The sequence below is a fragment of the Bartonella queenslandensis AUST/NH15 genome (assembly GCF_000312585.1).
Classification (GTDB): domain Bacteria; phylum Pseudomonadota; class Alphaproteobacteria; order Rhizobiales; family Rhizobiaceae; genus Bartonella; species Bartonella queenslandensis_A.
Genome location: NZ_HE998501.1, coordinates 1 through 225, shown reverse-complemented (window position 1 = coordinate 225; position 225 = coordinate 1). Strand labels below are relative to the sequence as shown.

Genomic DNA, 225 nt, shown 5'->3' with positions numbered 1-225 from the left:
AACGACAGAAAAAGGGTTGGATAAAGTGGCTCGTTGTAAATGGAGAAAAACCCCAAATTTCTGCCGTGTAAGTGAAGGCAAAACCAAATCCTATTGGGAATATCACATTAGCCTTTTGCCCCAAGCAGCAAAGCTTGCTTTGGCTCTCAAATACACAAAAGTTACCCCCACAAATGAGCAAGATCAGGAAAAGCAGGCGCTGTGGGCACGTTATGAGGGTCTTTC

The 225-nt window shown here is 44.4% G+C and carries 1 pseudogene; it reads left to right on the top strand.

Going from position 1 to position 225, the window contains the following annotated elements:
• Positions 1-25: 25 nt before the first annotated feature.
• A pseudogene (locus BN338_RS10700) lies at positions 26-225 on the top strand (transposase domain-containing protein); the annotation flags it as partial.